A 26,730-nucleotide genomic window follows, 5' to 3' on the forward strand; every position below is an offset into this window, starting at 1 on the left:
GGTCAGCGACGCCGGGAAACCGGCGCACCAAGGGGAAGAATCACGCGTTTGCTCATGGGCCGGATGGCCCGGACTACGCGTTCGATTCTGGCCATATCTGAAGGGAGGTACTGGACCTATACTTGATATCCGACCATTCATAGCGTTCGGGCAGTTGGCCGGATTACTTCATAATAAAAACGAATCCAACAAAGCCAAACAACGGGAGTGAACATGAAGAGACTGTTATTCGGCAGCGTTGCGCTGCTTGCATTGCCCATGGCGGCCTATGCGAATTGCCCTGGCATCACGGTTGCCGATATGGGCGGCATCGCGGCGGGTGCCTTTCCCCAGCAATATGATCTGGAGGAATTCCAGGCGGCCGCGGGCTGCACCATGGAGTTCTCGGAGAACCCGGCCATTGCCGATCTGAACGGCAAGATCCGCGGCAACCCCGATGCGCCCGCTCTGGCCGACCGTCTTCCGGCAGAGCCGCTGGTCGTCGTTCCCTATGACTCGGTCGGAAAATACGGCGGCACGCTCGACGCGCTCTCGAACGCGACCGAGGCAGGGACGTCTGACTTCATGTCGGTTCGTCACGTCAACCTCGTGCGCTATTCGGACGATCTTGAGACCATCGTGCCCAACGTTGCCAAGTCGTGGGAATGGAACGACGACTATACGCAGCTGACCTTCCAGCTGCGCAAGGGCCACAAATGGTCGGACGGCCAACCCTTTACCTCGGCGGACGTGAAGTTCTGGTACGACAATCTCGCGCTCGATCCGAACATCAATGAAAAGCCCAAGGACTATGTGACCGTCGCGGGCGAGCGGATGGAGGTCGAGACACCGGACGAAACGACGGTGATCTTCAAGCTTCCGGCGCCGAAGCCGGGCCTTCTTGCGCATTTTGCCACGCACTACGCGCAGGGCTTCCAGCCCAAGCATTTCCTTGGCCAGTTTCATCCGGACATCAACCCGGATGCCGACGCGCTGGCGCAGAGCATGGGCTTTGAAAACGGCTATGACGCCATCAAGGCCTATTACGGCAATTCGGACTGGATGGACACGCCGACGCCGATGCTGAACGCGCCCGACAAGCTGGCGGGGCTGCCGGCAGATGCAGCGCCGACGCTCGAAAGCCACATCGTCATCCGTGACACGACCGAGGGGCGGCATTTCGTAGCCAACCCCTATTACCACATGGTCGATACGACGGGTCAGCAGCTTCCCTACATCAACGAGATGGACGAGCTTTACGCCAACGACCAGGAAGTTCGCCTCCTGAAGCTCGTGAACGGCGAGGCTGACTACAAGACCCAGTCGCTGCAACTGGCGGATGCCCCGCTGCTGCTCGAGAACCAGGAGAAGGGCGGCTATACGATCCAGCTGAAGCCGAAGATCGCGATGCATGCGGTGTCGTTCAACGTCACCTCGGCGGACGAAGAGAAGCGTAAGGTTTTTGGTGATTTCCGTTTCCGCAAGGCGATGTCGATCGCGATCAACCGGCAGGAGCTGAACGAGACCGCCTATTTCGGTGAGGGCGTGATCCAGCAGTATACCGGTTTCTCGCCGCTGCCGGATTACATCGACGAGCAATGGAAGACCTTCGCGACCGAGTTCGATCCCGACGGCGCCAAGGCGCTTCTGGATGAGGTGGGCGTTGTCGATGCCGATGGCGACGGGTTCCGCGATCTGCCGAATGGTCAGCCGTTGGTGCTGAACCTGCAGTTCGCGACCCAGGGCATCGCCGGACAGGTCGTCGAACTGATCGGCCAGCACTGGGCCAATGTCGGTATCAACACGACGGTCAAGGAAATCACGCCGGACGAGTATCGCTCGGCGCAGTCCTCGAACCAGCTCGATGTGGGCCTGTGGGAAAAGGGCCAGCCGACCGGTATCATCCTTGGCAACAACGAGCTGTGGGTGCCGCCCTTTGAGAACTATTTTGCCCACCGCACGGGTATGCTCTGGGCTGAATGGGTCGACAGCAATGGCACGAGCGGTGTTGAACCGCCCGACTACGTCAAGACGTTGATGGCGGATATCAACACGCTGCAATCGACGCCCGCGGGCACGGATGAGTTCAAGGCAACGGCGAACCGCATGGTGGAGGCGATGGTGTCCAACCTGCTCTTCATCGGCACGGCGCTGACGCCGGACCCGATCTATCACCGCAACGCGCTGAAGAACTTCCCGGAGTTCAAGACCGCGTCCTACGAATACTACCGGACTTATCCCTATCGGGGTCACCAGTGGTACTTCGACGAGTGATGTCGTGACGACAGTCTGACAGCGGACCGGGGCGGAGCAACCGCCCCGGTCCCGACGGCCCGCACCCGACTGACAGGACCACCCCATGGCCCAATTCGCCCAATTCGCGCTGACCCGAGCTTTCCTCGCGCTGGTTACGCTCCTGACCGTCTCGCTCATCGTCTTCACATTGATGGAATTGGTGCCCGGCACCTGTGCGGAACGCTACCTTGCCTTCAAGAACACCCAAGGGTCACAGATCACCATCGCCGATATCGAGGCGGAGGAGAAACGTCTCGGGCTCGACAAGCCATTCCCGATCCGGTGGGGAAATTGGGTCTATAATGTTTTCGTCCACGGCGAGTTTGGCGACAGCTGCATTCTGAGGCTCGATATCAATCAGCTTCTGGCGGACAAGTTCTGGATCTCGCTTGGCATCTGTATGGCCGCCCTGATCCTGTCCTACGCCATTGCGGTGCCCATAGGCATCGTGACCGCAAGTTCGACGAGTGCAATTGCCAACAACACGTTGCGCTTTGTCTCTTATCTCGGCCTGGCGCTGCCGAACTTCCTTCTGGCGCTCATTATCATGCTGATATCGACGGTCCTCTTCGGTGACAGTCTGACCGGCCTCTTCTCAAAGGAATACCGCGACGCGGCCTGGAGCTGGGCCAAGTTCGGCGATTTCATCAGCCGCGCCTGGCTGCCCGTCTTCATCCTCGGCTGGTCGGCCACCGCCTTTGCCCTGCAGACGGTGCGGGCGCTGATGCTGGATGAGATCGGCAAGCTTTACGTTACCGCAGCGGCGGCACGGGGTGTGTCGGGGTCGAAACTGCTCTGGCGGTACCCCGCCAAGCATTCGCTCGGGCCTGTGATCAACTCACTTGGTTTCGACCTGAACCGCATCTTCAACGAATTGCCTATCGTCGCGCTGATCCTGACGCTGACCGAGGCGGGGGCGCTTCTCTTTGAAAGTCTCGCCCGGTCGAATGACCAGCAATTGGCGGGAGCGATCATCTTCCTGCTGACCGCCAGCATCGTGGCCCTGAACTTCGTCACCGATATTCTCTTGGCCCTCATCGACCCGCGCGTCCGGCGCGGCATCATCGGATCGTAAGGGGAGGGGGCCATGTTGTTTAAGCGCAAGACAGTCACCGCCGGGGTCGACCAGAAGGCCAAGGAAGCTTATTTCACCGCCTCGCAGGGGCAGCTGATCTGGGCGCGGTTCAAGGGCAACCGGACGGCCATGATCGCCGCCTGGGCGCTTGTCCTGATGATCATGATGGGCATCTTCGCACCGTTCCTCTCGCCCTATGACCCGACCATCGCGGGCCGCGACGAGAACTATGAGAACGGCGCGCCGCAGATGCCGAAATTCTGGGACGAGAACGGCTTTTCGTTCCGCCCCTTCGTCTATGCGACCGAGCGTGAACGCTCGATCAAGACCAACTTCCGCTGGGTGGTGACCGAAAACCGTGAGCACCGGCTTTACATGCGGTTCTTCACCGAAGGCTGGGATTACAAGCTTCTGGGGGTAATCCCCGCCAATACGCACCTTTTTGGTCTTGATGAGGGCGGAAAGATCCACCTCTTTGGCACCGATGGCAGCGGCAAGGATATCTTCGGGCGAACGCTCCACGCAATCTGGACATCGCTGGCGGTCGGCACGCTTGGCGTCTTCATCTCCTTCGTGCTGGCGCTGATCATAGGAGGGGTGGCCGGCTATTTCGGTGGCTGGATTGACAGCGTGTTGCAGATGATCACCGATGCGATCCGGACGGTGCCGTCGATCCCCTTGTTCATGGCGCTTGCCGCCTTCATGCCCGATCACTGGTCGTCCGAGACGCGGTTCTTCTTCATCTCGATCATCCTCGGCCTGATCGGCTGGCCGACACTTGCGCGCCGGATCAGGACGCATCTTCTGACCGAACGGACGCAGGAATACGTGCTGGCGGCGGAACTATCGGGCGCCTCGGCGGGCCACATCATCCGCCGCCACCTGCTGCCTTCGTTCACCAGCTATATCATCGTCGATCTGATGATTTCCTTCCCCTACATGGTCCGCTCGGAAACCGCGCTGAGTTTCATCGGCCTCGGGCTGAAGGACCCCGTCAACTCGCTCGGCGCGCTGATGCAGAACGTCTCAAAGGCGGACGTGCTTCTGAACTACCAGTGGTACTTCATCCCCGTCATCTTCTTCGTGGCGCTGGTTCTGGCCTTCGTCTTTGTCGGTGACGGATTGCGCGACGCGGCTGACCCCTATTCGGATACGAAGAAATGAGCGCCCTGATCGAAGTAAAGAACCTGACGCTGAAGTTCCGGACCGATGAGGGGCTGGTAACGGCGGTCGATGATGTGAGCTTTACCATCGACAAAGGCCAGGTCATGGGGCTTGTCGGTGAAAGCGGATCGGGCAAGTCGGTGACGGCCAAGGCGCTGATGCACCTGAACGCGAAAAACGCCGTCTACAGCCCTGAAAGCAAGATCACGCTGCATACCGAAAACGGCCCCGTCGATGTCCTGTCGCTGAAGACTGCGCGCGAGTTGAAGGTGGTCCGGGGCGGCGCGATCTCGATGATCTTCCAGGAGCCGATGGCGAGCTTCGCCCCTGCCATCACCATCGGCGACCAGATGGTCGAACAGTTGCAGCTGCATGGCGATCTGTCGAAGGCGAAGGCGAAAGCGATTTCGGTGGAGATGCTGGACCGCGTCGGCATCTCCGACCCCGCCCGGCGTTTCGATCAATATGCGTTCGAGCTTTCGGGCGGCATGCGGCAGCGCGCGATGATCGCGATGGCGCTCTCGACCAAGCCGAAGCTGCTGATCGCGGATGAGCCGACGACCGCGCTCGACGTGACCATTCAGGCGCAGGTCATCGATCTGATGAAGGATCTGGTGACCGAGTTCCATATGGGGATCATCTTCATCACCCATGACCTTGGCGTCATCGCCCAGACCGCCGACAAGGTGGCGGTCAAATATCTCGGCCGGATCGTCGAGGAAGGCCCGGTACGCGAGGTGATCCGCAACCCCAAGCATCCCTATACACAAGGTCTGCTGGCGGCTCTGCCGAAACTCGACGATCTCGACGCGCCGCTGACACCTGTGGCGGGCGATATTCCGTCCCCGCTTGAACGTCCCTCGGGCTGCGTTTTCCATACCCGCTGCCCGAAGATCATCGGCGATGTCTGCAAGTCGAAACTGCCCCATGACACACAGGTCGATGGCTCGCACCGGGTCGCCTGTCATCTGCATACGGAGGTCCCGGCATGAGCGAGACCCTGATCAAGGCCCGCGACCTGTCGGTCGGCTTCAAGATCGGCTCCGGCTTCTTCGGCAAGTCGATCCTGAAGGCGGTGGACCATGTCGATATCGATATCGAAAAGGGCTCGTTCTTCGGCCTCGTCGGCGAAAGCGGCTCGGGCAAGACGACGCTGGGCCGGGCGCTTCTGAAGGCGGTGCCGATCACCGGTGGAACGGCGCATTATGCCGATGGCGAGGTCGACTATGACCTGACGACATTGGCGGGGCCGGAACTGAAGGACTATCGCAAGCGCGCGCAGCTGATCTTTCAGGACCCCTATGCCGCGCTGTCCCCCCGCATGACCGTGCGCGACATCATCGCCGAACCCTTGGAGGTGATGGGCCTGACCAAGACGCGGGAGGAGACGGATGCGCGGGTGCGCGAGATTGCCGCCAAATGCCGGCTGAACCTCGAACATCTGCGGCGCTTCCCGCATGCATTCTCGGGCGGTCAGCGCCAGCGGATTTCGATTGCGCGGGCGCTCGTCTCAGGGCCTAAATTCGTGGTTGCCGACGAAAGCGTGGCGGCGTTGGACGTCTCCATTCAGGCCGATGTTCTGAACCTGTTGAAGGAATTGCAGCGCGATCTGAAGATCACCTTCCTCTTCATCAGCCATGACCTGTCGGTTGTCGCCCATACCTGCGATCATCTGGCGGTGATGTATCTCGGGCGGCTTGTGGAAAGCGCACCGACGCGCGAGGTTTTTAAAGCGCCGCGCCACCCCTATACCAAGGCCTTGTTCTCGGCGATCCCCTCGCTTGATCCCGATGACCGGGGATCTGCGCAAAAGCTCGAAGGCGAGATACCGTCGCCCACCAACCAGCCGCCGGGCTGCAAGTTCCACACCCGCTGCCCCTTCGTTGTGGATCGCTGCAAGGTCGAAGAGCCGGTGCTGGAGCATCCCGGCGATGGACACGAGGTGGCCTGCCACCGCTGGCGCGAACTGGCGGATACGTTGGCGGCTTGACGCAGGCAAAGCCCCCCACCCCCATCCCCTCCCCACGAGGGGGAGGGGAGCCGAATGGGGTCACGGTTGGTCTTGTCAGCCAGCTTCGGAGCGAATGGCCTCGGCGACAATGGCAAGCGCCCGGTCGAGGTCACCTTTCGCGATCGTGAGGGGCGGGGAAAGCGTCAGGACGCATCCGGCGCTGATCTTGAAGCTGAGGCCCGCTTCAAGGCAGCGGTAATAGATGCGCTCTGCCGCTGCCTGGCCCGGCGCGCGGGTCTCGCGGTTCTCGACGATCTCGACCCCGAACATCAGGCCACGGCCGCGGATATCGCCGACGATCTTGTGGTCGCCCACCGTTTCGCGCAGCCGCTCCAGCGCATGGGCGCCAAGCTCCGCCGCCCGCTCCACCAGCCCCTCGTCGCGGATCACCGCGATGGTCTCCAGCGACGCCCGTGCTGTCACCGGGTTCTTTTCGTGGGTGTAGTGACCGATGGCGAAATCGCCGCAGACATCCAGATCGCGCCGCGCCAGCACCGCCGCGATGGGCAGGATGCCCCCGCCAAGCGCCTTGCCCAGCGTCACGATGTCGGGCACCACCTCGTCATGCTCAAAGGCGAACATCTTTCCGGTCTTGCCAAGGCCGGTCGGGATCTCGTCCATGATCAGAAGCGCGCCGTGGCGGTTGCAGGCCGCGCGTACCGCCTTCCAGAAGCCGGGCGGCGGCACGACCGGCACCGCGCGCATCGGCTCGGCAATAACGGCGGCGACGTCGCCTTCACGTTCCAGCACGAACTCCACCATCTTCGCACATGCCAGCGCACAGGTCTCGGGCCCCGCATGGCCATAGGCGCAGCGATAGCAGTTGAAGGGGGCGACATGTTCAGCACCCGGCAGCAGCGGCCCGGCGATATGGGACCGGAAGGTTGCCTCGCCGCCGACCGACGAGGCGCCGAAACCCGCGCCGTGGAAGGCGTCCCAGAAGCTCACCGTCTTGAACCGCCCGGTTGCCGCCCGCGCGATGCGGAGCGCGACCTCATTCGCGTCCGAGCCGCCGGTGGTGAAGAGGACCTTGCCCAGATCGCCCGGCGCAAGCGCCCCGAGCGTCTCGGCCAGTTCTACCGAAATCTCGTTGGTGAAGCGGCGGGGCGAGAAACTCAGCGCATCCAACTGGTCCTTGATCGCGGCCACGACGCGCGGATGGCCATAGCCGATGTGATGGACGGAATTGCCATGGAAATCCATGTAGCGCCGCCCGGCGGTGTCCTCGATCCAGATGCCGTCCGCCTTGGCGATGGTGGAAACGCAGGGCGAGGACAGCGACTGATGCAGGAATGCATCCGCATCCCGCGCCAGCAAATCGCGCGTCGCCGCATCGGGATGGCGCGCCGCCCAATTGCGGCGCGCTTCCGATGTATTGGACTCGCCTTCGGTATGGGTGATCACGCGCGCCTCACTTTCTGTCCGAAAATACTCCCGCCGGAGGCTCCCGTCCTCACCGCATGCTCAGCGTGGCCAGGGAAGCGAATAAGTCTTCACGTTGGTGAAGAACTTCATTGCCTCGGTCACACCTTCCTTCACGCCATTCCCGGAATCCTTGATCCCACCGAAGGGCGAGGTTTCGATGCGGTAGCCGGGTTGTTCCCAGATGTTCACCGTGCCGACGTTCAGCCCTTCGATATAGGCCTGCATCCGGCGGAAGTCGTTGGTGCAGACGCCGGAGGAGAGGCCGAACTCGGTCGAGTTCGAGATGCGCATGACGTCGGCGTCATTGTCGGGCACGCGGACGATGGGAATGACGGGACCGAAGGTTTCCTCCATCACCAGCTCGCTGTCATGGGGCACGTGATCGACGACGATGGGGGGCAGGAGCGCGCCCTTGCGGCCGGGATCGTAAAGCACCTGCGCCCCCTGATCGGCGGCCATGTAGACGCGCTTTTCGAAAAGCTCCGCCGCCTGCGCATGGATCACGCAGCCCAGTTCGGTCGCGGGGTCCATCGGATCACCGAACTTGATCTTCTTGGCTTTCTCCAGCACCAGCGGCACGAAGCGGTCGGCGACACTTTCCTGCACGAGGATGCGCTTCACCGCCGTGCAGCGCTGGCCGGAATTGCCGGTCGCCCCCGCCACGGCAATTGTCGCGGCCTTGTCGAGATCGGCATCGTCGAGGTCATTGAGGACGATCAGGGGATCGTTCCCACCCAGTTCCAGCGCCTGACGCTTGTAGACGCCCTTGGCGGCGATCATCTTGCCGACCGGCACGCCGCCGGTGAAGGTGATGATGTCGATATTCGGGTTGGTGATCATCTCGTCGCCGATGTCCTGCGGCAGGCCGGTGACGATCTGGAACATCTCGGGCGGCAGCCCGGCCTCATAGAGGATATCGGCGAGCGTGATCGCAGTCAGCGGCGTCAGTTCCGTTGGCTTGCAGACCATGCAATTGTTGGTGGCGATCGACGGTGCGATCTTGTGGCTGACCATGTTCAGCGGGTGGTTGAAGGGCGTGATCGCAGAAATCGCGCGGACCGGTTCGCGCTTGGTATAGATCTTGCGGTCCTTGCCATTATGCGTGAGGTCGCAGGAAAAGATCTGGCCGTCATCCTGCAGCGCCTGGGCGGCAGCGAAGGTATAGACGTCCTGCGCGCGCTTCGTCTCGTAAACCGCGTGCTGGTAGCAGATGCCCAGCTCCAGTGTCAGCCACTTCGCCAGATAGTCCCGGCGTTCGCCGATGATCTCGCCGGTGCGCTTCAGGATCTGGCTGCGCTCGTATCGCGTGAGCTTCGAGCGGTAATTCGCGGCGATCTCGAAGGCCTTGCGGGCATGTTCGGCGGTGCCCGCCGGGACCGTCCCCACGACCTCATCGGTATAGGGATAGCGGACCTCGATCACCTTGTCGGTAAAGACCTTCTCGCCACCGATCCGCATGCCTTCGTGGCGTATGTCCTGGTTGATCTTGTTCATTCGGGCTTTCCTTTTCTCGGACCGGCGGTTTTGATGCCTCGCGCAAGGCGAGGTGCGGAATGATCATTCGGGATGCGGGCGGCGGGGATGCCGACACGATCTGGGCCATGCTGGAACCCGTCTTCCGGGCGGGCAATACCTATGCGATCGACAGGGACATTCCGCGCGAGGCGGCGCTTGCCTACTGGATGGGCGGACATGTCTTTCTGGCCGAAGAGGGGGGCCAGCCGCTTGGCACGTTCTACATTCAGCGCAACCGGCCGGGGGGCGGGGCGCATTACTGCAATTGCGGTTTTGTCACCGCGCCGGGTTCTGAAGGACGCGGCGTGGCGCGGGTGATGCTGGACCATGCGCTTGTCAAGGCGCGCGCGCTGGGGTTCGAGGCGATGGTCTTTAACTTCGTCGTGGCCAGCAACACACGTGCCGTCGCCCTCTGGCAGCGCTATGGGTTCGAAGAGGTCGGCCGCGTGCCGGGCGCATTCCGCCAGAGCGTCGGCGAAGATGCCGACGCTCTGGTGATGTTCCGTCGTCTGTGACCCTGCCACCATCCGCGCGCCTTAAAGTGCCGCCGCAGTGCAGGCATAGAGGAAGGCGTCGAAGTTCCTCAGTTCCGGCGCGTTCGGCAGGTCCACCTTGCGGTTGACGATGAAGGGCACTTCCTGCTCGGTCAAGCCGCCGTGGGAACGCAGGGGCTCCTTCAGCGCGGCGAGGTCGTGGCGGTGGGCCGAGGTGCCGATGGTCATGTTCTCGCCCGAGATCATGACGATGTCGCCGATCCGGTCGGCGGGCAGTTCGAAGCGTTTCACCGCCTCTTCGCGGGTGACGACAAGGATGATCTCGTCACGCGCGTCGAGTTTCGCCATGATATCGGCGCGGTCGGCACCGGCGGGCAGATAGCAGGTCGCGAAAGAGCCGAGCGCACCGTGGTGGACGACATAAGGATCGGTGATCGGCAGGATCACGCGGGCGGCGTCCTTGCCGAGCCACTCGTCCATCAGGTCCTGTACATAGATCACCGCAGGCGTCCCGTCCGCGTTGTGCTTGGGCTTCATGCCGTGGTCGGCGGTGACGACGACCGCGGCGCCGAGCGCGTCAAGCTCGGCCAGATAACGGTCGAACATCGCGTAAAAGTCCTTCGCGCCCTGTTGGTCGGGGGCGTATTTGTGCTGGATGTAGTCCGTCGTCGAGAGGTACATCACATCGGGTTTGAATTCCTTCAGCAACTTGACCCCGGCGGCGAAGACAAACTCGGAAAGCTCCGCCGAATAGACTTCAGGAACCGGCATGCCGAGCCATGCGCTCGCATTGTCGATCCCGTGTTCGGCCTTGGTCGTGGTGTCGGACTTCTCCGACGAGAAGGCGACCGCGCGGTCCTCGTCGAACTTCAGCCCCGCGCCCAGAAGCGCGCGCAGCTTGTCCTTGGCGGTGACCATGGCCACCCGGGCGCCAGCCTCATAAAACCGCGAAAAGATCGTCGGCGCGCGCAGGAAGCGGACGTCGTTCATCATCACCTCTTCGCCCGTCTCGGGGTCATAGAGGTAGTTGCCGCAGATGCCATGCACCGCCGGGGGCCGCCCGGTGGCGATGGAAAGGTTGTTGGGGTTGGTGAAGGACGGAATGACCGAATGGGCCAGCCGGTCGGTTCCCTCCGCCCGCATCCGCTTCAGGGTCGGCATCAGGCCTTCGGCGATGGCGACTTCCAGATATTCCGGCTCACACCCGTCAAGGCAGATCGCTACGGCGGGCACTTTCGGCCATGGATAGGCGCGGTCATTCGCCATCACAGGCGCGCGGTTTTGCATGTTCATCTTGGGTCCTTCCGTCTCAAATTTCGGGCGCCGCCTCAGGCGGCGAGCTTGGCGCGTTCGGCAATCGCGGCTTCGGGCGGGGCGGCAGAGGCGACGCCCATTTCAGCGAGAGCCTCCTTCGCGGCCTGAACCACGCGTCGCATCACATGTTCGTCCATCCGGCCGATGCAGCCGACGCGGAACGAGTCCACGACCGTCAGCTTTCCGGGGTAGATGATAAATCCCTTCTGTTTCATCTTCTCGTAGAAGTCGTTGAAGACGAAGCTCGGATCGGCCGGGCAGAAGAAGGTCACGATGATCGGGCTGAGCCAGCGGTCCTTCAGAAGCGTCTCAAACCCCAGTTCCCGCATCCCTTCGACCATAACGTCGCGGTTCCGCGTATACCGTGCGCCGCGGCCCGCAACCCCACCTTCTTCGGCATGGATGCGCAGGGCTTCCAGAAAGGCTGCGACGACATGGGTGGGCGGCGTGTAGCGCCACTGGCCGGTCTTTTCGAGATAGGCCCATTGCGCGTGGATATCGAGCGCGAGCGAGTGGCTGTTGCCCTTGCACGCCTCCAGTTCCGAGCGCCGCGCGATGACGAAGCCGAAGCCCGGCACGCCCTCGATGCATTTGTTGGCCGAGGACACCATCGCCTCGTACCTGATCTCGTTCACGTCGAGGGGCAGGGCGCCGAAGGCGGACATCGAGTCAATCAGAAGCTTGCGGCCCTTGGCGTAAACGGATTCGGAGATTTCGGCGACCGGGTTCAGGATGCCCGACGACGTCTCGCAATGGATCACGATCACATGGGTGATGTCGGGATCGGCATCGAGTGCGGCGGCGACCTCATCGCCGCGCGGCGGCATGTAGTCGCCCTTGTCGATCAGGGTGTAGCCGCGGCCAAGGTATTTCATCGTCTCGGCGGCGCGGAGCCCGTAAGCGCCGTTCGCCAGAACCAGAACCTTGCCGTCCCAGGGAATGAACGTGCCGAGCATCGCCTCGACCGAGAAGGAGCCCGAGCCCTGCATCGGTACGCAGACGAACTCTCCCTTCGTGTCGCCTGCAAGCGTAACAAGCTGATTGCAAAGCGATTTCGTCATGGCGCGGAAATCGGCATCCCACGAACCCCAGTCCTTCAGCATCGCTTCCTTGGTGGAAAAGGCCGTGGTCAGCGGGCCGGGGGTCAAGAGATAGGGCTCGCCCAGTTTGGGGGTCGGCAGGGGTGTGGTCTGCGTCATGCGGAGGCTCCGTTGGGGACGCTGCGGATGGCGGTCTTTTTCCATGTGTCACACCATATGTAAAATCGTTAATTTAGATTGATATATAAGTATTAATGATACATATGTGGAACATATCCGTCGGGATGCCACCATGCGTTATGTCCAGCTTCGCGCCTTTCACCACGTGGCCATTTCCGGCGGGTTTTCCCGGGCCGCGGAGGCGTTGCATCTGACCCAGCCCGCGATCTCCGATCAGGTGCGCAAGCTGGAAGAGGAATACGACGTCCTGCTCTTTAACCGCCACAAGCGGCAAGTGTCCCTTACGCCTCAGGGTGAGCGTCTGCTGGAGATCACGAGGCGGCTTTTCGACAGCGAAAGCCAGGCGCTGGATCTTTTGTCCGAGGCGCGCGCGCTGCGCTCTGGGGCTCTGCGTATCGTGGCGGACAGCGCGCATCACCTGCTGCATATCCTCGCCCGGTTCCGCGACCGCTATCCCGGGGTGCGGATCACGGTTCATGCCGGCAATACAGAAAGCGTGCTGGATGCGCTTTACGCCTATGAGGCTGATATCGGGGTTCTGGGCAACATGCCCGAAAGCCGCGATATCGAGGCGCTGAAGCTGAACTCCACGCCGATTACCGCTTTCGTGGCGCGCGATCATCCGGTGGCGCGCCGGTCCAGCCTGACGTTCCGCGACCTGGCCGGGCTGCCGCTGGTGTTTCGCGAGGAAGGGTCGCGGACGCGGGCCAAGCTGGAAGAGACCGCGCGGGCCGCAGGCGTGGTGCTGACGCCCGCCATCGAAGCCGAGGGGCGCGAGGCGGTGCGGGAGATTGTCGCCTCGGGCGCAGGCGTGGGCTTTGTCTCGGCGGCCGAGTTCGGGTCGGACGCGCGACTGGTCAGCATCCCGATCGAGGGCGGGGCCGCGATGGTGATGGACGAGGCGCTGATCTGTCTGCGCGAGCGCAAGGCGGGCAAGCTGGTGCAGGCCTTCTTCGAGGTGGCGGCAGAAATGGCGAGCGGTTAGGGGCTTGTGGCTGGGTATCGGGAAGGAGTCACGTCTCACTGGTTTGAAGCGTTTTGCAGAATTTGCCGGTATCATAGGGAAGCGATTTATTAAAAAGAAATCGCGCCGGAAACTTTGAAAGTTTCCGGCATCACCGCCGGAACAGGAGTTCCTGCGCCTTGCGGTCGTCCTGAAGATTGCTGCGTTTTTCGTTCGCCAGTGCCCGACCGCGCTGGACGCCGGGGCGGGCGCCGACCTCGTCGAGCCAGCGTTTCATGTTGGGCTTGTCGTCCAGCGTCTGCTGTTGACCTTTCCAACCCGAACACCAGCCCCAGAGCGCCATGTCGGCGATCGAGAAGAATTCACCCGCGACGAAACGGTTGTCGGCCAGTTGCTGGTCGAGCACGCCGTAAAGCCGCGCGACCTCGGCCCGGTAGCGGTCCTGCGCATAGGGCAGAACCTGCGGCACCTCCAGCGAGGGCGCATATTTCAGGAAGTGATGTGCCTGTCCCGCCATCGGCCCCACGCCGCCGACCTGCCAGAAGAGCCATTGGTCGACCGCGACCCGTTCTCGTTCGGTTGAGCCGTAAAACTTCCCGCTCTTGCGGGCCAGATATTGCAGGATCGCGCCGCTTTCGAAGATTGAAATCGGTTCGCCGTCCGGCCCCTCGGGATCGACGATCGCGGGCATCCGGTTGTTCGGTGATATCTTCAGGAAGTCCGGCTTGAACTGGTCGCCAGCCCCGATATTCACGAGATTGAGGTTGTAGGGCAGTCCCATTTCCTCAAGTGCGATGGAAATCTTCCAGCCATTCGGCGTGGGCCAATAGTAGAGTTCGATGGGGGCGGTCATGTCCGGTCCTCTGCTCATCCGTCAGTTGAGCAGTATGTGGAGCGTGGGAGCCCGCGGCGCAACGTGCGCTGACGCACAGGTGATCTATAGCGTTTTGGGTTTGCACTGTGTCTGATTTCTAATTTTTTCGTCCGAATTCAAATGCTTGAACTCTCAACGCAAATCTGAAACGCTTTAGCCGTAATCGTTGAGAACCTCCTGCGAGGTCAGGTAATGACGGACCGACCAGTAGCAGGCCTCTTCCGTCGGCTTGGAGCAGATGACGGGCCGGCCGTCGACCAGAACCCGCCACGTGCCGGCGGCGTTCTCGGTAATCCGGTAGGTCTCGGCCCCGATACGAAACTCACCGTGCGTTTCAGGCGACGGCTGAACGCAGGCGGCAAGGGCAAAGACGGCGGCGAGGGCGGCGGAACGGGGCATCGAATCTCCTTTCGCTGTGAGGCCAGTTGACCGCATCGGGACGGCGGTCACAAGGATCTGGGCTGTATTCGGACGTTGACCCGGCGTCCACTTCGCGCTATCGCCTGTCGTGTGGCGATTTGTTACCGGATTGCGGGCCACGTTAAACATGCCGCTAAAGAGGTCGGAGGCCCGAGGCCCCCACCTGTTCCGGTGGGGGTTTTTTGTTGCCGGAGGAACGGCCATGGCAGACTGGAAAACACGCACCAAACTCATCCATGCGGGCGCACGCCGCAGCCAGTATGGCGAGATGTCCGAAGCGATCTATCTGACGCAGGGCTTCGTCTATGAAAGCGCTGAGCAAGCCGAGGCGCGCTTCATCGAAAGCGGGCCGGATGAGTTCATCTATGCCCGCTACGGCAACCCGACCGTGCGGATGTTCGAAGAGCGCATGGCTGCGATCGAGGGGACCGAGGACGCCTTTGCCACCGCAAGCGGCATGGCCGCGGTCAATGGTGCACTGACCTCGATGCTGAAAGCGGGCGACCATGTCGTGGCGGCGCGGGCGCTCTTTGGGTCGTGCCTGTATGTCCTTGAGATTCTGGGTCGTTTCGGCGTCGACGTGACGCTGGTTGACGGCACCGATCCGGATCAGTGGCGCGCCGCGATGCGCCCGGACACCAAGGCGGTCTTCCTCGAATCCGTGTCGAACCCGACGCTCGAGGTCATCGACGTGAAATCGGTCTGCGAGATCGCCCATGGCGTGGGCGCGATCGTGATCGTCGACAACGTCTTTGCGACACCGACCTTTTCGAAAGCGGTTGAGCTGGGTGCCGATGTGATCGTCTACTCCGCCACCAAGCATATCGACGGCGGCGGACGCTGCCTCGGGGGTGTGGTCTGCGGGTCGAAGGCCTATATCCGCAAGGTTCTGGAACCCTATCTGAAGCATACTGGCGCGGCTTTGAGCCCGTTTAATGCCTGGGTGATGCTTAAAGGGTTGGAAACGCTCGATCTGCGGGTCAAGGCACAGGCGGCCAATTCGCTGGCGCTGGCCGAGGCGCTGGAGGGGCATGAAAAGCTGGCCCGCGTGATCTATCCGGGTCTCAGGGGCCATGCCCAGCACGGGATCGCGATGGAGCAGATGGGGGCGGGCGGCACAGTGGTGACGCTTGAGGTGAAGGGCGGGCAGGCAGGTGCCTTCCGTTTCCTCAATGCGCTGGAGATCGTGAAGATTTCCAACAATCTCGGCGATGCCAAGTCGATCATCACCCATCCCGCAACGACGACCCACCAGCGCCTTCCGGCCGACCAGAAGGCCATGCTCGGCATCACCCCGGGTCTCGTGCGTCTGTCGGTCGGGATCGAAGATGCGGGCGACCTCCTGGCCGATCTCCGTCAGGCGCTGGATGCGGTCTAAGGTCGCTAAAGCGCCGAGAATATCCGCGTAGGGTTGGACAAGGTGCCCGGCCTTCCCGCATAATGGGTCGTCCGGTCTTGTCCGGACCATCGAGGAGCTTGCCATGAACTTCGTGGGCGAGATTGACCGGGAACCGAACCGCGCCGATGCCGAGGAGGCTTTGGCCGTCCTGCGTGCCTGGGCGGAACGCGCCGACCCGACCGAGGTCGCCCGGCTCGACCCCGCCATCGCGCGGCTGCTGCCAGAGCGTGAAGTCGGCAACTATCCCGATCTGTCGCGGACATATCCCGAAGGATTTAGGGCGGACGAGGCCTATCGCGCCTCCATGCCCGATCTTCAGAACGGCCCCTCAAGCCTGATCGTGGGCGCGCAGGCGCCGATCCAGCATGTCGGCATCTCGAATTTCCGCCTGCCCATCGTCTTTCACACCCGCGATGGCGGCGACATCACGCTGGAGACCTCGGTCACCGGAACGGTGTCCCTGATCGGCGAAAAGAAGGGCATCAATATGAGCCGCATCATGCGGTCCTTCTATGCCCATGCCGAGCGGACCTTTTCTTTCTCGGTCCTCGCCGCCGTGCTGGAGGACTACAAGAAGGACCATGACAGCGTCGACGCCCGTCTGATGATGCGGTTTTCGTTCCCCGCGAAGGTGCAATCGCTGCGTTCGGGCCTGACCGGCTGGCAGTATTACGACATCGCGCTGGAACTGATGGAGCGCGAGGGGCGGCAGACCCGGATCACCCATCTCGACTATGTCTATTCCTCGACGTGCCCCTGTTCGCTGGAGCTTTCCGAACATGCGCGCCAGGCGCGCGGGCAACTGGCCACGCCGCATTCGCAGCGCTCTGTTGCCCGGATTTCGGTGGTGGAGGAGGGCGGCAAACGGCTCTGGTACGAGGATCTGATCGACCTTGCCCGCGCCGCCGTGCCGACCGAGACGCAGGTGATGGTGAAGCGCGAGGATGAACAGGCCTTTGCCGAACTGAACGCCGCCAACCCGATCTTCGTCGAGGATGCGGCACGCAGCTTTGCCGAGCGGCTTCTGGGCGACGACCGGATCGGCGATTTCCGCATCGTCGCCAGCCATCAGGAAAGCCTGCACAGCCATGATGCCGTGTCGATCCTGACCGAGGGTCCGACCTTCGTCGCCGACAGCATCGACCCGCGGCTCTTTTCCTCGCTTCACAAGATCGGGTAAGCGGCGGCACGGCCGCTTGGCGCGGGTTGGCCGTTTCACGTCGCTCCCGGGGCTTGTGTGCCGCAGGCCATCCCCCTAGGAATTCGGGCAAACACCGATCGGGGGATGGGATCACATGCAAAAGACCGTCGTGAACAGCTGGAACGAATGGGACCCGCTGAAACATGTCATCGTCGGCCGGGCCGACAATTGCCATATCCCGCCCGAGGAGCCCGCGCTGGACGCCAAGGTGCCCGAGGACAGCGACATGCGCGGTCAGTGGGGGCGGCGGCCGCAGGAGACGATTGACCGGGCAAATGAGCTTCTGGACAACTTCGCGTCGATGCTGGAGGGGCGCGGCATCCGCGTGGACCGGCCCACGCCCATCGACCACAGCCTGCCCGCCACCACGCCCGATTTCCACACCGACAGCCAGTTCGGCTGCATGCCGCCGCGCGATGTGCTGCTGACCGTGGGATCAGAAATGCTGGAGGCCACGATGTCCTATCGCTGCCGCTGGTTCGAGTATCTGAACTACCGGCCGCTGATGCAGCAGTATTTCAACGAAGACCCGAAGTTCCGCCACGAAAGCGCGCCGAAGCCGCGGCTGACGGATGCGGATTACCATCCCGATTACCTTTCGGAAAAGATCGGCGTCGAAAAGCGTCTGAAATGGACCGCCGAGAAGTTCTTTGTCACGACCGAGGAAGAACCCCTTTTCGACGCCGCCGATGTTCTGCGCTTTGGCCGCGACCTTGTCGTGCAGCACGGTTTTACCACCAACCTCAAGGGGATCGAATGGCTGCGCCGCCATTTCCCCGATCACCGCGTTCATGCGGTGAACTTCCCCGGCGATCCCTATCCAATTCATATCGACGCGACCTTCACGCCCTTGCGCCCCGGCCTGATCCTCAACAACCCTCAGCGGCGTCTGCCGGAAGAGCAGCGCAAGATGTTCAAGGCCAATGACTGGGAGATCGTGGACGCCGCCCAGCCCGCCCACAATGCCCCGCCGCCGCTCTGCTATTCCTCGACCTGGCTCAGCATGAACGTCCTCGTGCTCGACCCCAAGACGGTGTGTGTCGAGGCCTCGGAGGTCTACCAGATGGAACAGATGGACAAGCTGGGGATGGAGGTCGTCCCGGTCGAATTGCGCGATGCATATGCCTTTGGCGGTGGCCTGCATTGCTGCACGGCGGATGTCTACCGCGAGGGCGGTTGCGAGGATTATTTCCCGAAGCAGTAAGGACTGCTCGGTTCGGAGTTCGAACTTAAGCTACCGCAAAATTGCTGATCAGACGGCCGCCTGTGATCTGGTGCCTGGCGTAGTGGGCAAACGCGCCAGGCACAGCCCGATAGGTCAAAGTGTCAGGTGACGCGCGCGGGCGCCGCGCTCGATGGCGGCCGCATGGAGGCGGTCGATGACCAGTTCGTGGCGGATTTCTTCCAGAAGCCTGAGTTCGGCCTGCCGGATCGTGCCATCGGCGGCTGCGACATCGCAGGCGAGCGCATATGCTGTTTCCCAGAGACGGTCCGGAAGCGCTTCCTTGACCATTGCGAACAGCGTATCGAGGCCGTCATCCTCCTCCATCAGCTTGTAGACCGTCGCGGCGACTTCCTTGGCATTGTCGAGGTCGTAATTGGCGAAGATCGGCAGGTGGTTGACCTGTCGTTCGATGGCCACGAGCTCCGACGTGCGGATGGTTTCGTCTGAGACCGAGACGGTGACCATGATCGCGACAAGCGCGTCCTGGGCGGAGAAGGCGGGCAGGGTATGTGTCACTGTCTTGTCCTTTGTGCTTTGCCGGGCAAATTATTGACGTTCTGCTGCTCGTTCAATAGGAACCGGACCTTGTGGCGCATGGGGCGCCATCCTTTCGGGAATATGTATCATGTCTTCACTGCGCGATGCTGCGATGAACTCCAAAGCCTGGCCTTTCGAGGAAGCGCGTCGCGTGCTGAAACGCTATGAGAAGAAGGACCCCGAAAAGGGCTATGTGTTGTTCGAGACCGGTTATGGCCCGTCCGGCCTGCCACATATCGGCACCTTCGGCGAGGTGCAGCGCACGACGATGATCCGCCGGGCCTTCGAGATCATCTCGGACATCCCGACGCGGCTTTTCTGTTTCTCGGACGATCTGGACGGGATGCGGAAGGTGCCGGAGAACGTGCCGCAGCAGGAGCTTCTGAAGGCCAATATCCAGAAGCCGTTGACAAGCGTGCCTGACCCGTTCGGTGAATACGAGAGCTTCGGCCACCACAACAACGCGATGTTGCGGCGGTTCCTCGATACATTCGGCTTTGAGTACGAATTCTATTCAGCGACTGAGTTCTACCATTCGGGCGCTTTCGACGATACGCTGCGGCTGGCCGCCGAGCGGTATGAGCAGATCATGGAAATCATGCTGGCAAGCTTGCGCGAGGAGCGCCAGCAGACCTATTCCTGCTTCCTGCCGATCCACCCTGAGACGGGTCGCGTGCTTTATGTGCCGATCAAGCATGTCGACAAGGTGAACCACACCGTCACCTTCGACGATGAGACGGGCCGCGAATGGACGCTGCCGGTGACGGGCGGTAATGTGAAGCTACAGTGGAAACCGGATTTCGGTGCGCGCTGGGCGGCGCTGGATGTCGATTTCGAGATGTATGGCAAGGACCACTCGACCAACACGCCGATTTATGACGGCATCTGTGAGGTTCTGGGCGGAAAGAAGCCCGAGCATTTCACCTATGAGCTGTTCCTCGACGAAGAAGGACAGAAGATTTCGAAATCGAAGGGCAACGGCCTGACGATTGACGAATGGCTGACCTATGCGGCGACGGAGTCGTTGGGCTATTTCATGTATCTGAAGCCCAAGACGGCAAAGCGGCTGTGGTGGGACGTGATCCCGAAGGCGGTGGATGAATATCACCAGCAGTTGCGGGCGTTCCCCGATCAGGACGATGCGGGAAAGCTCGCCAATCCGGTCTGGCACATCCATAACGGTCAGCCGCCCGTATCGGACATGGTGGTTCCCTTCGCGATGCTCCTGAACCTCGCTTCGGTGGCCGGGGCCAAGGACAAGGACGGACTTTGGGGTTTCATCCGCAAATATGCGCCCGACGCCTCGCCCGAGACCAACCCGCAGCTCGATCAGGCGGCGGCCTTTGCAGTGCGTTACTTCAACGATCATGTTGCGCCGACACGGGTCTTCCGCGCACCGACCGACAAGGAACGGGCGGCGATGGAGGATCTCGTTTCGCGCCTCAAGGTCTGGGATGGCGGGCTTGATGCTGAGGCGTTGCAGTCCATGGTCTTTGCGGTGGGCAAGGAACATGAATTCGAGCCCTTGCGCGACTGGTTCACGGCGCTTTACGAGGTGCTGCTTGGCGCATCGCAAGGGCCGCGTTTCGGCGGGTTCATCGCGCTATACGGTGTCGAAGATACGGTGGCGCTGATCGAACGGGCCCTCGCAGGACAATTGGCCGCATAGGGGAAAACGGCGCTGAATCTCCTCGTGTGGTGCACGCTGCCGAGCTAGGATCGGACCAGACAATATTGCGTATCCGGAAAGGGAAATGCGATGCGGTTAATGGTTCTGATCCTGCTCACGGCCTTGCTGGGTGGTTGCGGCAACGGCGTTCCTCTGGTTCCGTTCATCTGAAGTCGAAGAGTTTGATTTCTGGGCTTCGCCGCCGCTGTTTGGCTGCGATCGGATATTGCGGTATAAGTGAGTAACAGCGTCGGTTGCGGAGGCAGCGATGCCGCGAAAAATACTGGCTTTCGCGCTGATTGCCGGAGGGGCCTTGGTCGGCAATCCCGGTGTCGCGTTAGCTGACGACAAATCCGACATTCAGGCGGTTATTGGCCGGCAGATCGAGGCTTTCGCGGCCGACGACCTTTCAGCCGCGTTCGATTTCGCCTCGCCGATGATACAAGGTATGTTCCGCGATCCCGAGACTTTCGGGCGCATGGTCGAGACCGGGTATCCGATGATCTGGCGGCCCGATGCGGTTCGCTATCTGGACCTGCATGAAGAGAACGGGCACGTCCTACAACGCATGGGGTTCCGCGACGGTGCGGGGCAGTTCCATCTGTTCGACTATGAGATGATCGCGGGCCCCGATGGCTGGCTCATCAACGGAGTCTATCCGGTGCCACCCTCGGATGTCGGTGTTTGAGATAGGCCGTGCGTAGCCCTAACAATTCCCAAAGCGTTTCCCGGTAGAGCTATCGGGCGAGGGCCGTTCGTGGCCCGTGATTTCCCAAGATGAGCAGTCTCCGCGAGGGCCCGTTATCCGGGCCTGCGCCGCCTGTCCTGGGCTGCGCGACGCGGGCGCCGTCGGACGGGGTGTGGACAACGACAAGGGGTTCTGAGCTATGAACAAGGCGATTACCGACGGGCTGGTCTTCATGCCGCCTGCATTCGAGAACGGGCTGACGGTGTGGTCGAGCGGCGATGGCACGCCGGGATCGCCGACCTATGACGGTGCGGTAAACGCGGCGCTCGTGACGGCCGATCAGGATTTCGCCTCGTGTCTGGAGCTTCAGAAAACGACGACGGTTGCCAAGCTGCGCTACATGGGTGAGACGACGATCCTGCCGGGCTGTTATCTGCGCATCCGGGCGCGCGTGAAGGCGATGAGCGGCAACCTGCCCTCGGTCCGGATCGCGGCCTGGGCGGGCGGCGCGGGTGGAGCGCATCTGGCGGGCGTGGTCGAGACCGGGCCAAGCGTGGCGCTAACCGCGTATGGCAAGGTCGAGACGGTCGAGGCCTTAGTCGGCACCGGCAATCGCAATGGCGTCGACATGAGCTGGGGCACGTCCGCACTGTTCGGCCATTTCGGGATTGACCTGACCGGCGCGAATGGCGGGATCGTCCGGATCGACGATATCGAGATAGAAGACATCACCTCGGCCTTCCTGCGCACGATGATGGACTGGGTTGATGTCCGCGACTACGGCGCGGTAGGCGATGGCGTCACCAATGACGCCGCTGCCGTCGAGGCTGCCGATGCTGCCGCTGCGGCGACGGGCCGGACGCTGCTGTTTTCCGCCGGGACATATTTTCTTGATGCCGATGTCACGCTGGAATCTCCCGCGCGGTTCGAGGGCACTTTGACGATGCCGGTCAACCGCCGGATCGCGATGACCCGCAGTTTCGATCTGCCCAGCTATGCGGATGCCTTCGGGAGCGAGGAACTGGGCTTCAAGAAGGCCTATCAGGCGCTGGTGAACTTCGCCGACCACGACACGCTGGATATGTGCGGGCGGCGGATCGAGATCACTGAACCGATCGACATGCAGGCGGCAGTGAACAACAAGACAAGCTTTTCGTCGCGCCGCACGATCCGCAACGGGCAGTTCAACGTCATCGCCGGTCCGGCATGGGATACCGTAACGGTGACGTCGCAGGCGAGCTATTCGATAGGCAATGACCTGGTTCTGTCGGCGGTCGCCAATATCGCCAATATCCCGGTCGGTGCGCTGGTGGAGGGGGTCGGCGTGGGCCGAGAGGTCTATGTTACCTCGGTCAATGTCGGTGCCGGGACGCTGACCCTTAGCCAGCCGTTTTATGGCGCGGCGGGAACTCAGGTCTATACGTTCACGCGCTACAAATACGTGCTCGATTTCTCGGGCTTCGCCTCTCTGTCGAACATGATCCTCGACGATGTTCAATTCGAATGCGGCGGCGAGGCCAGCGGGATCATGCTGGCGCCGGCCGGGTCGATCTTTCAGTTGCGCGACAGCCATGTCCTTGGCCCGAAGAACCGGGGCATCACCTCGATCGGGCGGGGCTGCCAGGGGATGCTGATCGACCGGTGCCAGTTCGTTTCGAATGAAAGCCCGCTCCGGTCGCAGGACCGGATTTCCATCGCGATCAACACCAACGCCAATGACGTAAAGATCCGCGACAACCGCGCCGTCCATTTCCGCCATTTCGTCGTGCTGGGCGGCAATGGCAACCTGATTTCCGGCAACCATTGGTTCCAGGGCGATCAGGAGACAGCCGGGCTGAGGGTGGCCGGTCTGGTGCTTGCCGGAACGGATGTGAAATCGACGATCAATGGCAATTACATCGACAACTCGTTCATCGAATGGACCAACGAGTACGAATCCGATCCTGACTTTGCCAACCAGTTCTCGTTCGGCGGGCTGACGATCACCGGCAATACTTTTACGGTGGCCGATGTCGCGCCGTGGTTCAGCTGGATCGTCGTCAAACCCTATGGTTCGGGTCATTACATTCGCGGGCTCAACCTTTCGGGCAATGTGTTCCGGTCGCTGAATGGGTCTGTTGACCGGGTCGAGAAGGTGGACACGACCTTTGCGCCGCTGGTCAATTTCTCCATGAGGAATATCTGGGTGGGCGAGAACACCTTTACGAGCGTCAATCAGGCTATCGCCAATCCGGTACTGGTTCAGCATGACCAGGTTACCGAGGCGACGGTCTGGACGGTCGATCCGGGCCCTTATCTGCCCTTTGGTGGCTGGGCCCGAAATGTCGATGCGGTTGTGGCCGAAGGGATGATCACCGGGCCGTCGAGCGTACGGCGAACCGACATGCCCTATGTCGATGTCACCCAGGGCGCGTCGAAGAACCAGATCACGCTGAACTGGGCCCAGCCTTCAAAGGGGCGTGTCAATGTTACCGTAAGGATGGACAATCCGAATTGACGCTGGCGAAGGTCAGCAATAGGGGCCGGGGAAACCCGGCCTTTTTGCATACAGCTACAGCGGTGGCGGCGGCGGGGCGGCAGTCAGGATCTCGGCCCACAGCAGGCGTTTGTCGACGGGTTTCGTCAGGTAGCCGTTCAGCCCCAGCGCCATGTAGTGGTCGCGCTGATAGGTCACCGCATCGGCGGTAAGCGCGATAACCGGGATGCCGGCCCAGTCTTGCCCGGCATCGCGGATTTCGCGGAGGGTCGCCTCACCATCCATATCCGGCATGTTCATGTCCAAGAGCACGAGGTCAAATGCCTCAGCACGAAGCCATTCGAGCGCTTCACGGCCGCTATCGGCTTCGATGGCCTCAATGCGGAGCGAGCGGAGCATCTGGCATACGACGAGGCGGTTCGTGGCAACATCGTCGACGACAAGAACGCGAAGTCTGCCATAGACAGTTTCCGCCCCTGTGGCGGGGGGGTCCGGGATCGTGACGAACGGAAACTCAATTCTCGCAACAAGGCTGCCGTCGGGCGACCGCATCAAGTCAGAGGTGCCTCCGATCACCCCGGCCATTTGCTGGACAAGCGACAGGGCAAGAGATCCGGCTGCGTCGGGTGCCGGATCTGTATTGGCCTTGGCGCTTTTCGCGGGGGGTCCAGCGATTGTCAGCCTGATCCGATCCTGACGCCCCGGGGGCAAAGCGCAGCGCAGATTCAGGTGCGGCCGGGCGCCGGAGTTCGGGTCCGCCGCGACGACGGCACAGAGATGGCTGAGGCATTTTCGGATCAGGATCGGATCGAACCGCCCGAATTCGGGCACTTCCGACGAAATGGAGACCGTGATTTCGGGCTCTTGCTCGGGCTTGACGGGTAGTTTCATCGCCGCCGCGTGTTCCAGTTCACGGTGGATCACCGTTGTTACCGGATGGAACCGGATATTGCCTTCGGTCGCCTGTGCCAGGTCGATCACGTCCTCGACCAGCATCTTCAGAGTTCGTGCCGACGCTTCGATGATCTTGGCGTGGTTCTCCGAAGCCGCCCCGGTGCTTTCTTCGCGCAATAGCTGACTATGGCCGAGGATTGAGTTCAGCGGGGTGCGCACTTCATGGCTCATCGCCGCCAGGAAACGCGACTTGGCGCGGCTGGCAGCGTCCGACTGCTCGATCGCTTTGATGAGATGCGACTGGGCTTTGTGGTTTTGGATCATGGCCGAAAGGAAATAACCGATCAGGGCAATGACGGCCGCAGTCGCGACCCCGGCCGGCAGGGTAGCGCCGGGTTGCAGCATTTGCTGGACGGGTAGCCACAACAGGGTGAGGGCCGGAGGTATCCCGCTGAGTATTCCAAGCGGCAGATGGACCGAGCGCACCACGGATACGTTGAGCAGTGCCCCGACGAGGGAAAGCGTGCCTGCGAACATTACCAGCGGGTTTCCCATGTTCCACAGAACCAACGCGGGAATGCAATACGCGGCAAGACCGAAGAAGGAATTTGCCAGGAACGCGACACGTATCCGGGGCAGCGGCGTTTCTTCATAGGCCCGCATCATGCGGAGCTGACCGATCTCGGTTCCGACGCAGACGAGATAGACGAAGAAGACCAGCCAGAAGGGCAGGAAGAAGAAAAACAGGATGCAGCTCAGCGCAACACCAATCTGGCGCGAGACCAGGTCGGCTTCCATCCGCTGCCTTTGGCGCGATATCTCATCTGTCGAGGTTGTCCGCTCAACCATGCGCACCCGCCCGTTTTCTCCGTTGCGACAGGGGCCGGGGCGGGTGGGGCCGCCGGATCTGCGCAGTTTTAACGCACTGTAAGGTCTTTCTGGTCAAGTGCATAGGCCTTAGCGAAGCCAGCATTCAGGTGGCCACTGACGATATCGAAAAGCACAAAGTGGAAATCCGCGAAGTCGACATAGAGCGTGGCCTTCGGATGGGTGCCGAGCCATGCCGCGCGCAGGGCGTGATGGTCTACTTCATTCCGCAAGACGAACCGCGCAGTGGCGCGGATGGTCAGCCGGGGATGGGTCAGCGGGTCGCCCCTGGAACCGGCCTCGCCGATCAGCAGAGCCGCGCGCGGGTCGTTGCGCAATGCCCGGCTGTGCAACGCGAGGTCGGAGATGAGCGTCATCGGCACGCCCTCAGGGGAGAGGCCAAAGCCGATGCGGCTGACAAAGGGTGCGCCGGTATCGGCCTCGGTCACTGCAAGCGCAGCCGTGGTCGCGTCGCGAAGGAGCTTGTGCGCTATCCCCCGGGCTTCGCCGTCCGTCTGATTGTAGGGGCTGGAGCGATCGGTCATCGTGTTCCACCGGGTTGGCTCTGATGCGGTATCAGCCGGGAATGACCCGGGCAAGCGCGGCCTGACCCGGTTATTGGTTGAAGCCTTTATCAAACAGAAGGCCATGCGTCACGGCGGCTGATCGACCAAGGGACAATAACGGGGCCCGTTGTCTGACATTTCAGTTCTGTTGCCTGAAGCGTCATTCGGGGGGCGGAATGGTTCGGGATCGCCCAATGTGCACCAGATCCGTTTCGCTCTGCCAATTCAGGATTGGACCGTCGGCAGCACTAGCTGACCGTCGCCGTCGAATCGCAACGGAATGTGAGCGATAACAGCACGCATTCGTCAAAAATGGCCGATGGAGTGCCGACGCGAAGTGCCGGCAGAGCCCCGCATCCCAGGCGTCACACGGTGTGCGTGTATTCACCAAGTCGTGAACAGCCAATCGTTTGATAAATCATGGCAAAAATATGCCGACAGCCAGATCGTTTACAAAA

General features: G+C 61.7%; 22 protein-coding genes and 1 riboswitch. Of the genes, 13 read left to right on the forward strand and 9 right to left on the reverse strand.

Features of this window, described 5'->3' with window-relative positions; all coding sequences use genetic code 11:
* Nucleotides 1-213: 213 nt before the first annotated feature.
* From QKW60_RS11825 to QKW60_RS11845, 5 genes are all read left to right on the forward strand, one after another.
* The gene (locus tag QKW60_RS11825) at nucleotides 214-2,253 is read left to right on the forward strand and encodes an ABC transporter substrate-binding protein (protein ID WP_282368947.1); all 2,040 of its coding nucleotides are present in this window, start codon (nucleotides 214-216) and stop codon (nucleotides 2,251-2,253) included.
* 85 nt (nucleotides 2,254-2,338) lie between these two features.
* Complete coding sequence (locus QKW60_RS11830; RefSeq protein WP_282368948.1) at nucleotides 2,339-3,349, forward strand: ABC transporter permease; 1,011 nt, start codon at nucleotides 2,339-2,341, stop codon at nucleotides 3,347-3,349.
* Between the two features lie 12 nt (nucleotides 3,350-3,361).
* Nucleotides 3,362-4,513 carry an ABC transporter permease gene (locus tag QKW60_RS11835; RefSeq protein ID WP_282368949.1) on the forward strand — a complete coding sequence of 384 codons (1,152 nt, stop codon included), beginning with the start codon at nucleotides 3,362-3,364 and terminating at the stop codon, nucleotides 4,511-4,513.
* Nucleotides 4,510-5,505 carry an ABC transporter ATP-binding protein gene (locus tag QKW60_RS11840; protein WP_282368951.1) on the forward strand — a complete coding sequence of 332 codons (996 nt, stop codon included), beginning with the start codon at nucleotides 4,510-4,512 and terminating at the stop codon, nucleotides 5,503-5,505. The genes QKW60_RS11835 and QKW60_RS11840 overlap by 4 nt, the downstream gene beginning before the upstream one ends.
* A complete protein-coding gene (locus QKW60_RS11845; RefSeq protein ID WP_282368953.1) occupies nucleotides 5,502-6,503 on the forward strand; it encodes an ABC transporter ATP-binding protein in 1,002 nt (333 codons plus the stop codon). Before QKW60_RS11840 ends, QKW60_RS11845 begins: the two co-directional genes overlap by 4 nt.
* Before the next feature lie 75 nt (nucleotides 6,504-6,578).
* Here QKW60_RS11845 and pbfA read toward each other — a convergent pair whose 3' ends face one another.
* Both pbfA and phnY read right to left on the reverse strand, forming a co-directional pair.
* Complete coding sequence (pbfA, locus tag QKW60_RS11850) at nucleotides 6,579-7,928, reverse strand: (R)-1-hydroxy-2-aminoethylphosphonate ammonia-lyase (RefSeq protein WP_282368955.1); 1,350 nt, start codon at nucleotides 7,926-7,928, stop codon at nucleotides 6,579-6,581.
* Between the two features lie 60 nt (nucleotides 7,929-7,988).
* Nucleotides 7,989-9,443, reverse strand: a complete 1,455-nt coding sequence (gene phnY, locus QKW60_RS11855) for a phosphonoacetaldehyde dehydrogenase (protein WP_282368956.1) — start codon at nucleotides 9,441-9,443, stop codon at nucleotides 7,989-7,991.
* Between the two features lie 59 nt (nucleotides 9,444-9,502).
* Between phnY and QKW60_RS11860 the strand changes: the two genes are divergently transcribed.
* Nucleotides 9,503-9,979 (forward strand): GNAT family N-acetyltransferase, encoded by a 477-nt coding sequence (locus QKW60_RS11860; RefSeq protein WP_282368958.1) that lies wholly within the window; start codon nucleotides 9,503-9,505, stop codon nucleotides 9,977-9,979.
* A 21-nt stretch (nucleotides 9,980-10,000) separates the two neighbouring features.
* Here QKW60_RS11860 and phnA read toward each other — a convergent pair whose 3' ends face one another.
* Together phnA and QKW60_RS11870 are read right to left on the reverse strand one after the other, a co-directional pair.
* Nucleotides 10,001-11,251 (reverse strand): phosphonoacetate hydrolase, encoded by a 1,251-nt coding sequence (gene phnA, locus QKW60_RS11865; RefSeq protein WP_282368959.1) that lies wholly within the window; start codon nucleotides 11,249-11,251, stop codon nucleotides 10,001-10,003.
* Nucleotides 11,252-11,286: 35 nt separating this feature from the next.
* Nucleotides 11,287-12,471: a 2-aminoethylphosphonate--pyruvate transaminase gene (locus tag QKW60_RS11870; protein WP_282368960.1), complete on the reverse strand. Its 1,185-nt coding sequence runs from the start codon at nucleotides 12,469-12,471 to the stop codon at nucleotides 11,287-11,289.
* A 133-nt stretch (nucleotides 12,472-12,604) separates the two neighbouring features.
* Between QKW60_RS11870 and QKW60_RS11875 the strand changes: the two genes are divergently transcribed.
* Complete coding sequence (locus QKW60_RS11875) at nucleotides 12,605-13,477, forward strand: LysR substrate-binding domain-containing protein (protein WP_282368961.1); 873 nt, start codon at nucleotides 12,605-12,607, stop codon at nucleotides 13,475-13,477.
* A gap of 130 nt (nucleotides 13,478-13,607) precedes the next feature.
* Here the strand turns inward: QKW60_RS11875 and QKW60_RS11880 are convergent, their stop codons facing one another.
* Nucleotides 13,608-14,309, reverse strand: a complete 702-nt coding sequence (locus QKW60_RS11880; protein ID WP_282368963.1) for a glutathione S-transferase N-terminal domain-containing protein — start codon at nucleotides 14,307-14,309, stop codon at nucleotides 13,608-13,610.
* 174 nt (nucleotides 14,310-14,483) lie between these two features.
* Complete coding sequence (locus QKW60_RS11885) at nucleotides 14,484-14,729, reverse strand: hypothetical protein (protein WP_282368965.1); 246 nt, start codon at nucleotides 14,727-14,729, stop codon at nucleotides 14,484-14,486.
* Between the two features lie 101 nt (nucleotides 14,730-14,830).
* Nucleotides 14,831-14,908, forward strand: a riboswitch (SAM riboswitch).
* 44 nt (nucleotides 14,909-14,952) lie between these two features.
* Between QKW60_RS11885 and metZ the strand changes: the two genes are divergently transcribed.
* The 3 genes from metZ to QKW60_RS11900 all read left to right on the forward strand — a co-directional run bounded on the left by metZ (nucleotide 14,953) and on the right by QKW60_RS11900 (nucleotide 18,554).
* Nucleotides 14,953-16,128, forward strand: coding sequence for an O-succinylhomoserine sulfhydrylase (metZ, locus tag QKW60_RS11890; protein WP_282368966.1), 1,176 nt, complete (start codon nucleotides 14,953-14,955; stop codon nucleotides 16,126-16,128).
* 103 nt (nucleotides 16,129-16,231) lie between these two features.
* A complete protein-coding gene (folE2, locus tag QKW60_RS11895) occupies nucleotides 16,232-17,329 on the forward strand; it encodes a GTP cyclohydrolase FolE2 (RefSeq protein WP_282368967.1) in 1,098 nt (365 codons plus the stop codon).
* A gap of 115 nt (nucleotides 17,330-17,444) precedes the next feature.
* Nucleotides 17,445-18,554, forward strand: a complete 1,110-nt coding sequence (locus QKW60_RS11900; protein ID WP_282368968.1) for a serine/threonine protein kinase — start codon at nucleotides 17,445-17,447, stop codon at nucleotides 18,552-18,554.
* A 114-nt stretch (nucleotides 18,555-18,668) separates the two neighbouring features.
* Here the strand turns inward: QKW60_RS11900 and QKW60_RS11905 are convergent, their stop codons facing one another.
* On the reverse strand, nucleotides 18,669-19,091 hold the full coding sequence (locus QKW60_RS11905; RefSeq protein ID WP_282368970.1) for a tellurite resistance TerB family protein: 423 nt from the start codon (nucleotides 19,089-19,091) through the stop codon (nucleotides 18,669-18,671).
* 109 nt (nucleotides 19,092-19,200) lie between these two features.
* On the opposite strand from QKW60_RS11905, the gene QKW60_RS11910 reads away from it, so the two are divergent.
* The 3 genes from QKW60_RS11910 (at nucleotide 19,201) to QKW60_RS11920 (ending at nucleotide 23,966) form a co-directional block, all read left to right on the forward strand.
* Nucleotides 19,201-20,781 (forward strand): lysine--tRNA ligase, encoded by a 1,581-nt coding sequence (locus QKW60_RS11910; protein WP_282368971.1) that lies wholly within the window; start codon nucleotides 19,201-19,203, stop codon nucleotides 20,779-20,781.
* A 268-nt stretch (nucleotides 20,782-21,049) separates the two neighbouring features.
* Nucleotides 21,050-21,469 carry a DUF4864 domain-containing protein gene (locus tag QKW60_RS11915; protein ID WP_282368972.1) on the forward strand — a complete coding sequence of 140 codons (420 nt, stop codon included), beginning with the start codon at nucleotides 21,050-21,052 and terminating at the stop codon, nucleotides 21,467-21,469.
* A gap of 199 nt (nucleotides 21,470-21,668) precedes the next feature.
* Nucleotides 21,669-23,966, forward strand: coding sequence for a glycosyl hydrolase family 28-related protein (locus QKW60_RS11920; protein ID WP_282368973.1), 2,298 nt, complete (start codon nucleotides 21,669-21,671; stop codon nucleotides 23,964-23,966).
* A 54-nt stretch (nucleotides 23,967-24,020) separates the two neighbouring features.
* Here QKW60_RS11920 and QKW60_RS11925 read toward each other — a convergent pair whose 3' ends face one another.
* Entirely contained in the window at nucleotides 24,021-25,637 is a 1,617-nt protein-coding gene (locus QKW60_RS11925; RefSeq protein ID WP_282368975.1) for a response regulator, read from the reverse strand.
* 119 nt (nucleotides 25,638-25,756) lie between these two features.
* The gene (locus tag QKW60_RS11930; RefSeq protein ID WP_282368977.1) at nucleotides 25,757-26,251 is read right to left on the reverse strand and encodes a HugZ family pyridoxamine 5'-phosphate oxidase; all 495 of its coding nucleotides are present in this window, start codon (nucleotides 26,249-26,251) and stop codon (nucleotides 25,757-25,759) included.
* Nucleotides 26,252-26,730 lie beyond the last annotated feature (479 nt).

Origin of the sequence: Albidovulum aestuarii (assembly GCF_029961185.1) — a bacterium.
Taxonomy (GTDB): domain Bacteria; phylum Pseudomonadota; class Alphaproteobacteria; order Rhodobacterales; family Rhodobacteraceae; genus Albidovulum; species Albidovulum aestuarii.

Bases quoted from the DNA above. Each gene is read 5' to 3' on its own strand.
- QKW60_RS11845 (WP_282368953.1), top strand. From the start codon at position 5,502: ATGAGCGAGACCCTGATCAAGGCCCGCGACCTGTCGGTCGGCTTCAAG.
- QKW60_RS11915 (WP_282368972.1), top strand. From the start codon at position 21,050: ATGCCGCGAAAAATACTGGCTTTCGCGCTGATTGCCGGAGGGGCCTTG.
- phnA (WP_282368959.1), bottom strand. From the start codon at position 11,251: ATGAACATGCAAAACCGCGCGCCTGTGATGGCGAATGACCGCGCCTAT.
- QKW60_RS11910 (WP_282368971.1), top strand. From the start codon at position 19,201: ATGTCTTCACTGCGCGATGCTGCGATGAACTCCAAAGCCTGGCCTTTC.
- QKW60_RS11830 (WP_282368948.1), top strand. From the start codon at position 2,339: ATGGCCCAATTCGCCCAATTCGCGCTGACCCGAGCTTTCCTCGCGCTG.
- QKW60_RS11920 (WP_282368973.1), top strand. From the start codon at position 21,669: ATGAACAAGGCGATTACCGACGGGCTGGTCTTCATGCCGCCTGCATTC.
- QKW60_RS11930 (WP_282368977.1), bottom strand. From the start codon at position 26,251: ATGACCGATCGCTCCAGCCCCTACAATCAGACGGACGGCGAAGCCCGG.
- QKW60_RS11835 (WP_282368949.1), top strand. From the start codon at position 3,362: ATGTTGTTTAAGCGCAAGACAGTCACCGCCGGGGTCGACCAGAAGGCC.
- QKW60_RS11900 (WP_282368968.1), top strand. From the start codon at position 17,445: ATGCAAAAGACCGTCGTGAACAGCTGGAACGAATGGGACCCGCTGAAA.
- QKW60_RS11825 (WP_282368947.1), top strand. From the start codon at position 214: ATGAAGAGACTGTTATTCGGCAGCGTTGCGCTGCTTGCATTGCCCATG.
- QKW60_RS11880 (WP_282368963.1), bottom strand. From the start codon at position 14,309: ATGACCGCCCCCATCGAACTCTACTATTGGCCCACGCCGAATGGCTGG.
- QKW60_RS11870 (WP_282368960.1), bottom strand. From the start codon at position 12,471: ATGACGCAGACCACACCCCTGCCGACCCCCAAACTGGGCGAGCCCTAT.
- folE2 (WP_282368967.1), top strand. From the start codon at position 16,232: ATGAACTTCGTGGGCGAGATTGACCGGGAACCGAACCGCGCCGATGCC.
- QKW60_RS11840 (WP_282368951.1), top strand. From the start codon at position 4,510: ATGAGCGCCCTGATCGAAGTAAAGAACCTGACGCTGAAGTTCCGGACC.
- QKW60_RS11925 (WP_282368975.1), bottom strand. From the start codon at position 25,637: ATGGAAGCCGACCTGGTCTCGCGCCAGATTGGTGTTGCGCTGAGCTGC.
- QKW60_RS11885 (WP_282368965.1), bottom strand. From the start codon at position 14,729: ATGCCCCGTTCCGCCGCCCTCGCCGCCGTCTTTGCCCTTGCCGCCTGC.
- metZ (WP_282368966.1), top strand. From the start codon at position 14,953: ATGGCAGACTGGAAAACACGCACCAAACTCATCCATGCGGGCGCACGC.
- QKW60_RS11860 (WP_282368958.1), top strand. From the start codon at position 9,503: ATGATCATTCGGGATGCGGGCGGCGGGGATGCCGACACGATCTGGGCC.
- phnY (WP_282368956.1), bottom strand. From the start codon at position 9,443: ATGAACAAGATCAACCAGGACATACGCCACGAAGGCATGCGGATCGGT.
- QKW60_RS11875 (WP_282368961.1), top strand. From the start codon at position 12,605: ATGCGTTATGTCCAGCTTCGCGCCTTTCACCACGTGGCCATTTCCGGC.